The sequence below is a fragment of the Streptomyces sp. 11-1-2 genome (assembly GCF_003595545.1).
GTDB classification, from domain to species: Bacteria; Actinomycetota; Actinomycetes; order Streptomycetales; family Streptomycetaceae; genus Streptomyces; species Streptomyces hygroscopicus_B.
This window is the reverse complement of sequence record NZ_CP022545.1, coordinates 10,190,654-10,201,002: the sequence shown is the minus strand read 5'-3', so window position 1 is coordinate 10,201,002 and position 10,349 is coordinate 10,190,654. Positions and strand designations below refer to the sequence as shown.

The following is a 10,349-nucleotide window of genomic DNA, read 5'->3' as shown; positions in this document are numbered from 1 at the left end:
CACCGATTTCACCCACGAGGCTCTTGGCGAGGTCCAGATGGCGAATGACGAAAAGCTCCTCAACTACCTCAAGCGGGTTACCGCCGACCTGCACCAGACGCGGGAACGGTTGCGCAAGGCCGAGGCTGCGACGGAGGAGCCGATCGCGATCGTCGGCATGGGCTGCCGCTTCCCGGGCGGCGTGACCACCCCGGACGGGCTGTGGGATCTGGTGGCCGACGGCCGGGACGCGATCGCCGGGTTTCCGGAGGACCGCGGCTGGAACCTGGAGAACCTCTTCGACGCCGACCCCGACTCCGTCGGCACCTCCTATGTGCGGGAGGGCGGCTTCCTCACCGACGCGGCGGAGTTCGACGCCGAGTTCTTCGGCATCTCCCCGCGTGAGGCGCTGGCCACCGACCCGCAACAGCGGCTGCTGCTGGAGACCGCGTGGGAGACCCTCGAGCACGCGGGAATCGACCCGAGTTCGCTGGAGGACAGCGACGTCGGCGTGTTCACCGGCCTGGCCAACGGCGACTACGCGCTGACCGTGGACCAGGTGCCGGAAGGCTTCGAGGGGTATCTGGGCCTTGGTGGCGCGGGCAGTATCGCGTCCGGCCGTATCTCGTACTCGCTCGGTCTGCTCGGCCCGGCGGTCACTCTGGACACCGGGTGCTCCTCGTCCCTCGTGGCGATGCACTTGGCCAGTTATGCGCTCCGGTCCGGGGAGTGTTCCATGGCGCTCGCCGGTGGGGTGATGGTGATGGCGACCCCTGGCGGCTTCGTCGGATTCTCCCGGCAGCGGGGGCTGGCGCGCGACGGGCGCTGCAAGTCCTTCGGTGAGGGCGCCGACGGCACCAACTGGTCCGAGGGCGTCGGTCTTGTGCTGCTGGAGCGGCTGTCCGAAGCCCACCGCAACGGCCACCCGGTACTCGCGGTCATCCGTGGCACGGCCGTCAACCAGGACGGCGCCTCCAACGGCATCACCGCGCCCAACGGCCCGTCCCAGGAACGGGTGATCCGGCAGGCGCTGGCGAACGCCGGACTGTCGCTGGCCGATGTGGACGCGGTCGAGGCCCACGGCACGGGCACGAGTCTCGGCGACCCGATCGAGGCCCAGGCACTCCTGGCCACCTACGGGCAGAATCGCCCGGAGGATCAGCCGCTGTGGCTGGGCTCCATCAAGTCCAACATCGGCCATACCCAGGCCGCCGCGGGTGTCGCGGGTGTCATCAAGATGGTCCAGGCCATGCGGCACGGCGTACTGCCCAAAACGCTCCACGCCGACGAGCCCACCAGCAAGGTCGACTGGACGTCAGGTGCGGTGTCCCTGCTGTCCGAGGCCCGGCCCTGGCCGGAGACGGGACACCCCCGCCGCGCCGGAATCTCCTCCTTCGGCGTCAGCGGGACGAACGCACACGTGGTCCTGGAACAGGCACCCCTGGAAGCGGCTGCACCCGAAGTAGACGTAGACGACGCGGGCGCTCCTGGACTGGTGGCCACGGGCGGCGTGGTGCCGTGGGTACTGTCCGCCAAGACTCCTGCGGCGCTGCGCGCTCAGGCGAAGCGTCTGGTCAGCCACCTGGAATCCGGGAGCGACACCAACCCGGTCGATGTGGGCTGGTCGCTGGCCACCACCCGGGCGACTTTGGAACACCGCGCGGTCATCCTCGCCACGGATACCGAAGGGGGCATGGCGACGGCGCGGGCTCTGGCGGAGGGGCGGCCTGACCCGCTCCTGGTCACCGGACAGACCGGAACAGACGGCAAAACCGTGTTCGTCTTCCCCGGCCAAGGCGCTCAGTGGGTGGGGATGGGGGCACAGCTCCTCGACACTTCCCCCGTCTTCGCCGCCCGCCTGCGCGAGTGCGCTGATGCCCTGGCCCCGTACACCGACTGGTCGCTGATCGACGTCATCACCGGCGCACCCGACGCTCCCTCGCTCGACCGTGTCGACGTCGTCCAGCCCGCCACCTTCGCCGTCGTCGTCTCCCTCGCCGCACTCTGGCAATCCAACGGCATCCACCCCGACGCCGTCATCGGCCACTCCCAAGGCGAAATCGCCGCCGCCTGCGTCGCCGGACACCTCACCCTCACCAACGCCGCCAAAATCGTCACCCTCCGCAGCCAGACCATCGCCGCTCACCTCGCCGGACACGGCGGCATGATGTCCCTCGCCACCCCCGCCGACACCATCGACCTCACCAACTGGCACGGCAAACTCTGGATCGCCGCACACAACAGCCCCAACGCCACCGTCATCGCAGGCGACACCGACGCCCTGCACCAACTCCACACCCACTACACCGACCAGGGCATCAGAGCCCGCATCATCCCCGTCGACTACGCCTCCCACACCGGACACGTCGACACCATCAAAAACCAGCTACAACACGCACTCGACGGCATCACCCTCGAACCCGGCACCATCCCCTGGCTCTCCACCGTCACCGGACAGTGGATCGAACCCAACACCGTCGACGACAGCTACTGGTACCGCAACCTCCGCCAAACCGTGCAGTTCCACACCACCATCACCACCCTCGCCGACCAGGGCTACCGCACCTACATCGAAATCAGCCCCCACCCCGTCCTCACCACCGCCATCCAAGAAACCCTCGAAGCCAACGACACCTCCAGCACCATCGTCACCGGCACCCTCCGCCGCGACGACGACACCCCCACCCGCCTCCTCACCAACCTCGCCCACCTCACCACCAACGGAACACCAGTCAACTGGCCCACCCTCTTCACAGGCACCCAACCCACCCGCATCCCCCTCCCCACCTACCCCTTCCAACACCACCACTACTGGCTCCCCCGCAACACCAACACAGGCGACATCGCCTCGGCCGGTCTCCACGACCCCGGGCACCCGCTGCTCACCGCCGCCGTCCACCTCCCCGACACCGGTGGCACCGTTCTCACCGGGCGCCTCTCCCTGACCACCCACCCCTGGCTGGCCGACCACACCGTGTCCGGCGCCGTCCTCCTCCCCGGCGCCGCGATGGCCGAACTCGCCATCCGCGCCGGAGACGAGACCGACACCCCCACCCTGGATGAGCTGGTCATCGAGCAGCCACTGGCGCTGCCGGACAGTGGCTTCCTGGACATCCGGGTGGTCGTGGGCGGCCCTGACGAGTCCGGGCGTCGGGACGTACGCATCTATTCCCGCGCCGAAGAACAAACCGCGCAGTGGACGGAGCACGCCACCGGCACGCTGGCCAAGGACACCACGGCTCCGCCGTCGCCCGCCAGGGCCGAATGGCCACCCGCAGGCACCGAGCCAGTGGCCGTCGAGGGGCTGTACGAGCAGATGGCCGAGGGGGGCTACGACTACGGTCCGACCTTCCAGGGCCTGAAGGCGGTATGGACCCGCGACGGCGAAGTGGGCGAGGTGTTCGCGGAGGCCGCGCTGCCGGAGGAACAGACGGAGGCCGCCGGCCGGTTCGGCATCCACCCGGCACTGCTGGACGCCGCATTGCACGCGAGCAACTACTGCCTGCCCGGGGAGCCCGGTAGCCGCATGCTGCTGCCGTTCGCGTGGAACGGCATACGCCTGCACGCCACCGGTGCCACGTCGGTGCGCGTGCACGCCCGTTACACCGAGGACGGCGGGCTCTCCGTGGTCCTGGTCGACGCGGCCGGCGGGCTGGTCGCGTCGATCGGTTCGCTGGTTCTGCGGGAGGTCGACGCGGCGCAGCTCGAAGCACTGACCTCCACGTCGGTGAACGACTCACTCTGGACGGTCACTTGGACCGAACACACCGCCACCACGGACGAGATCCGGTGGGGCACCGTCGGGGACGTCTCACCCGTCCTCGCCGCCGCCGAAGCCCCGGCCTTCGCCGATGTCACAGAGATCGCCACGGGGATGGGCACGGAGATCGCCGGGGCCGAGGAGCGGCCCGCGCTGGTCGTCGCCGACACCACCGCATGGGAGTCCCGGGACGCCGACCCCATCACGCGGGCGCGGGAGCTGGCCACGCGGGCACTGGACCTGTTGCAGCGGTGGGTGACGCTGCCTGAGCTGTCGGAAACACGGCTGGCGGTCCTCACGCGCGGTGCGATGGCCGTACACGACTCGTCCGAGGTCACCGACCCCGCCGCGGCGGCGATCTGGGGTCTGGTCCGCTCGGCCCAGTCCGAACACCCCGGCCGCGTCCACCTCATCGACACCGACGGCCACTCGGACCACGCACTGCGCAGCGCACTGCCCACCGCACTCGCCACCGACCAGCCCCAACTGGCCCTCCGCGACAACACGCTCTGGGCGCCCCGGCTCACCGCCGCGGCACCCGTCGGCACACCGGCCCAGCCGCTCCCCCTCAATCCCGAGGGCACCGTTCTCATCACCGGCGGCACCGGCACCCTCGGCGCCCTCACCGCCCGCCACCTCATCACCCACCACGGCGCCCGGCACCTGCTGCTCACCAGCCGCCAGGGTCCCGACGCCCCCGGCGCCACAGACCTCACCACCGAACTCACCGAACTCGGCGCACACGTCCGCATCACCGCCTGCGACACCGCCGACCGCGGCCAACTCGCCTCCCTCCTCGCCGACATCCCGGCCGACCACCCCCTCACCGCCGTCATCCACACCGCCGGAACCCTCGACGACGCCCTGCTCACCGACCTCACCCCGGACCGCCTCGACACCGTCTTCCGCCCCAAGGTCGACGCCGTCACCCACCTCCACGACCTCACCCGCGACCACGACCTGACCGCCTTCGTCATCTACTCCTCCGCCACCGGCACCCTCGGCACCCCCGGCCAGGCCAACTACGCCGCCGCCAACACCTACGCCGACGCCCTCGCCCACCAGCGCCACGCCGCCGGACTCCCCGCCACCTCCCTCGCCTGGGGCCTATGGGAAACCACCAGCGCCCTCACCGCCACCATGAACACCGAGGACCGCCGGCGCACCCACCGCGGCGGCGTGGCCCCCCTCACCGACGACGAGGGGCTCGTCCTCCTCGACACGGCCCTCACCGCCACCCACCACCCCCACCTCGTCCCGATCAAGATCAGCCCGGCCTCCCTGCGGGCCGATGACACGGCGCGGCCCGTTCCCCCGCTCCTCCGCCACCTCGTACGACGCCCCACGCGCCGCACGGCCCACACACCGGCCCCAGCGGACACCCTGTCGCTCACCCGACGGCTCGCCGCCCTCGACCACGGCGAACGGCTACGGCACCTCATCGAGCTCGTCCGCACCGAGGCGGCAGCCGTGCTCGGACACCCGACGATCGACAGCATCGGACCGGACCAGCCCTTCCGGGACGCCGGGTTCGACTCGCTGACGGCGGTGGAACTGCGCAACCGCCTCAATACGGCCACGGGACTGCGGCTCCCCGCGACCGTGGTGTTCGACTACCCCACCTCGGCGATCACCGCCGGGTATCTGCGGGACGAGCTGTTCGGCTCGACGGAGGCGGCTCCGGCCGCCGTCGCCGGGCGGGGGGCCGACGCGGACGACCCCGTGGTCGTCGTCGGCATGGCCTGCCGACTCCCCGGACGGGTGACCGACCCGGACGGGCTGTGGCAGCTGGTGGCCGACGGGGAGGACGGCATCGGGGCGTTCCCCACCGATCGCGGTTGGGATCTGGACACGCTGTTCGACCCCGACCCGGACCGGGTGGGCGCGACCTACGTCCGCGAGGGCGGGTTCGTGGCGGGTGCCACCGAGTTCGACGCGGACTTCTTCGGCATCTCCCCGCGTGAGGCCGTGGCGATGGACCCGCAGCAACGGCTGCTGCTGGAGACCGCGTGGGAGACCTTCGAGCAGGCCGGTATCGCCCCGCGGTCGGTGCAGGGCACCGACACCGGCGTGTTCGCCGGGGTCATCTACCACGACTACGGGACGAACGCCGGTGAGCTGCCCGAGGGCTCGGAGACCTATCTGAGCACGGGCAAATCGGGGAGCGTGGTGTCCGGGCGGGTCGCCTACGCACTGGGCCTGACCGGTCCCGCGGTGACGGTCGACACGGCGTGCTCCTCCTCGCTGGTGGCCATCCACTGGGCGGCCAAGGCGGTGCGGGAGGGCGAGTGCTCGATGGCCCTGGCCGGGGGCGTGACGGTGATGTCGACCCCGGAGGGGTTCGTGAGCTTCTCGCACCAGCGCGGGCTCGCCCCCGATGGCCGCAGCAAGTCCTTCGGCGAGGGCGCCGACGGCACCACCTTCAGCGAGGGTGTCGGGCTCGTGCTGCTGGAGCGGCTCTCCGAGGCCCGGCGCAACGGTCACGAGGTGCTGGCCGTGATCCGCGGTACGGCGGTCAACCAGGACGGCGCCAGCAACGGCCTCACCGCCCCCAACGGACCCTCCCAACAGCGGGTGATCCGGCAAGCACTCGCGAACGCCGGGCTGTCGGCCACCGACATCGACGCCGTCGAAGCCCACGGCACCGGCACCGCCCTCGGCGACCCCATCGAAGCCCAGGCACTCCTGGCCACCTACGGCCAGAACCGCCCCGCCGACCAGCCCCTCTGGCTGGGCTCGCTGAAGTCCAACATCGGCCACACCCAGGCCGCCGCGGGCATCGCGGGCGTCATCAAGATGATCCAGGCCATGCGGCACGGCATGCTGCCCAGGACACTCCACGCCGACGAGCCCACCACCAAGGTCGACTGGACATCGGGCGCGGTGTCCCTGCTGACGGAGGCCCGCCCCTGGCCGGAGACCGGCCACCCACGCCGCGCCGGGATCTCCTCCTTCGGCGTCAGCGGCACCAACGCCCATCTCGTCCTCGAACAGGCCCCGGAAGACGCGGCCACCGCACCAGAAATCACGGAACCGGAGGCTCCCGGGCTGGTGGCCACGGGCGGCGCGGTGCCGTGGGTGCTGTCCGCCAAGAGCCCCACGGCCCTGCGGGCGCAGGCCGAACGCCTGATCGCCCACCTTCACGCCCACCCCGAGACCGACCCGGTGGACGTGGGCTGGTCACTGGCCACCAGCCGCGCCGCCCTGGAACACCGCGCGGTCGTCCTCGCCACCGATCTCGACCAGGCGACCGCCGCCCTCACCGCTCTCAGCGAGGGGCAGCCGCACCCCGGCCTGGTCACCGGGGAGACGGGCAGCGACGGCAAGACCGTCTTCGTCTTCCCCGGCCAGGGCGCCCAATGGCAAGGCATGGGAGCCCAACTCCTCGACACCTCACCCGTCTTCGCCACCCGCCTCCACGAATGCGCCGACGCCCTGGCCCCGTATACCGACTGGTCGCTCATCGACGTCATCACCGGCGCACCCCACGCCCCTTCGCTCGACCGTGTCGATGTCCTGCAGCCCACCACCTTCGCCATCATGGTCTCCCTCGCCGCACTCTGGCAGGCCAACGGCATCCACCCCGACGCCGTCATCGGCCACTCCCAAGGCGAAATCGCCGCCGCCCACATCGCCGGACACCTCACCCTCACCAACGCCGCCAAAATCGTCACCCTCCGCAGCCAGACCATCGCCCACCACCTCACCGGACACGGCGCCATGATGTCCGTCCTCGCCCCCCACACCTGGGTCCAAGAAACACTGGCTCCCTGGCACGGACACCTGTGGATCGCAGCCGTCAACGGCCCCGCCTCCGTATCCGTCTCCGGAGACCCCGACGCACTCGCCGAATTCGGCATCACCCTCTCCAAAGCCAAGGTCTACCGCTGGCAATTGCCCGGCGTCGACTTCGCCGGACACTCCGGACACGTCGACACCATCAAAGACCAGCTACACCACATACTCGACGGCGTCACCGCCTCCCCCGGCCACATCGCCTGGATGTCCACCGTCGACGCCGACTGGACCAACCCCACACACATCGACCCCCACTACTGGTACCGCAACCTCCGCGACACCGTCCGCTTCGAAGAAGCCACCCGAGCCCTCCTCACCCAGGGCCACCGCACCTTCATCGAAGTCAGCACCCACCCCGTCCTGACCACCGCCATCCAGGACACCACCGAAACCCTCCCCGAGGTCCGGGCCACCATCACCGGCACCCTCCGCCGCGACGACGGTGGCCCCGACCGCGTCCTCGCGGGGCTGGGAGGGCTGTTCGCGGCCGGGGTGCCGGTGGACTGGGGCGCCCTGTTCGCCGGTACCGGGGCCCGTCGGGTGCCGCTGCCCACGTATGCCTTCCAGCACCGGCACTACTGGCTGGAGCCCGCCAGGACACCAACGCGGGCCGAGAGCGCCGACGGCTCCCTGTGGGCGGCCATCGAGGACGGAGACGCGCAGTCCCTCGCGCGGGATCTCGAGGTGGACGCGGCGGCCCTCGGCACGGTGCTGCCCGCGCTCGCCTCATGGCGTCGGCGCAGCCGGGAGGACTCCCTCACGGACGCATGGCGGTACCGGATCGGCTGGTCCCGGGTGGCCACGGCCGACCCGCAGTTGTCGGGCCGGTGGCTGGTGCTGGTCCCGGCCGTGCGGGCGGGCTCGGCGCGGGTCCGTGCGGTGCTGGACGGGCTGGCCGCGCGGGGCGCCGAGGTGGTGGCCGCCGAGGTCTCCGAAACCGGCCGGGAGGCACTGGGCGACCAGGTCAAGTCGGCGGACGGCGGTGCCGGGGTGGTGTCCCTGCTCTCGTGGGACGACCGCGCCGACACCGAGTACGGCACCGTGTCCACGGGCACCGCCGCGACGCTCGCGGTGGCGCAGGCGTTGCGGGACCACGGCGTCACCGCTCCGCTGTGGTGCGTCACCAGTGGCGGGGTCGCGGTGGCCGGTGAGGCGGCCGACCCGGTGCAGTCCGCGGTGTGGGGATTCGGCGCCGTGCTCGGGCTCGACCACCCGGACACCTTCGGCGGCCTGATCGATCTGCCGGCCGAAGGGGAGGGTGACGACGAGGCGTTGCCGGACGGGCTGTTCGCGGCGTTGTCGTCCCCCGAAGGGGAGGACCAGCTCGCGGTGCGCGCCGACGGGCTGTTCGCACGCCGGATGGTGCGCGACCGGGACGGCTCCGGCAGCCCCTGGAAGCCGCGCGGCACCGTGCTGGTCACGGGCGGCACCGGCGGGCTCGGTTCGCATGTGGCGCGCTGGCTCGCCACGAGCGGGGCGGACCATGTGGTGCTGCTCAGCAGGCAGGGTGGTGACGCGCCGGGCGCGGCCGAACTGGTGGCGGACCTGGCGGGGGTGGAGGTCACGCTCGCCGCGTGTGATGTGACCGACCGGGACGCCGTGGCCGCGGTGCTGGCCGAGACGGAGCGGACCCATCCGCTGACCGCGGTGGTGCACACCGCCGGTGCCGGGCTGCCCTCGGCTCCGGTCACCGAGGTGACCGCCGAGGAGTTCGCCGCCGTCACGGGGGCGAAGGTGCGCGGCGCGCTGGTGCTGGACGAGCTCGTCGGCGACCGGGAGCTCGACGCGTTCGTGCTGTTCTCCTCCGGCGCCGGTGTCTGGGGCAGCGGCGGGCAGGCCCCGTACGCGGCGGGCAATGCCTTCCTGGACGGGCTGGCGGCCCGGCGGCGGGCGCACGGGCTCGCGGCCACGTCGGTGGCGTGGGGCGGCTGGGGCGGCGGGCTCGGCATGATCGACGCCGACGGCGGCGACCAGTGGCGCCGTATCGGCATCCTGCCGATGGATCCGGCACCCGCGCTGCGTGCGCTGGCGCGGGCCGTTGGGGGTGGTCTGCCGAATGTGATCGTCGCGGATGTCGACTGGGCGCGGTTCGTGCCGGGCTACACGATGGCCCGGGAGCGGCCGCTGCTGCGGCAGTTGCCCGAGGTCGCCGAGATCCTGGCGGCGGACACGCAGGGCGGGGGCGCATCGCGGCGGGAGGTGCTCCTGGGCAGCCTGGCCGAGCTGACCGGCCCGGAGCAGGAGGTGTTCCTTACCGACCTGGTGCGGCGTGAGGCGGCGGCCGTGCTCGGGCATGCGGACGGGGACGCGGTGGAGCCGGAGCGTGCGTTCAAGGACACCGGGTTCGACTCGCTGACCGCGGTGGAGCTGCGCAACCGGATCAACACGGCCACCGGTCTCCAGCTCTCCCCCACGGTGGTGTTCGACTATCCGAAGCCGACCACGCTGGCGAGGAGGCTGCGTACGGAGTTGGTCCCCACGGTGAACGGGGACGTGAACGGGGACGTGGACGTGGACGGGGACGGGACCGCGGACGGCGGGGCCGCCGGCGCGGACGGCCGCGAGCGGGAGATCCGGCGGGTGCTGGCTTCGGTGCCACTGCGCCGCTTCCACGAACTGGGGGTGCTGGACGCGCTGGTGCGCCTCGCGGACTCCGCGGCCGGCGACCTGAGCGGTCTGCGCGACCTGGGCGACCTGGGCGACCTGGGCACCGCCGCGGAGGCGGAGACCTCCGCGCTCGCGGAGCTGGATGCCGACGAGCTGGTGAGCCGGGCGATGCGCGGCACGACCTTCGGAAACGACTGACGCCGCG

General features: G+C 71.8%; 1 protein-coding gene. It reads left to right on the top strand.

Features of this window, described 5'->3' with window-relative positions:
- Nucleotides 1-37 precede the first annotated feature (37 nt).
- Nucleotides 38-10,342: a type I polyketide synthase gene (locus tag CGL27_RS53335; protein WP_119993158.1), complete on the top strand. Its 10,305-nt coding sequence runs from the start codon at nucleotides 38-40 to the stop codon at nucleotides 10,340-10,342.
- The last annotated feature ends 7 nt before the right edge of the window (nucleotides 10,343-10,349 follow it).

Excerpts from the sequence above, each read along its gene's own strand:
- CGL27_RS53335 (WP_119993158.1), top strand. The coding sequence starts at position 38 with ATGGCGAATGACGAAAAGCTCCTCAACTACCTCAAGCGGGTTACCGCC.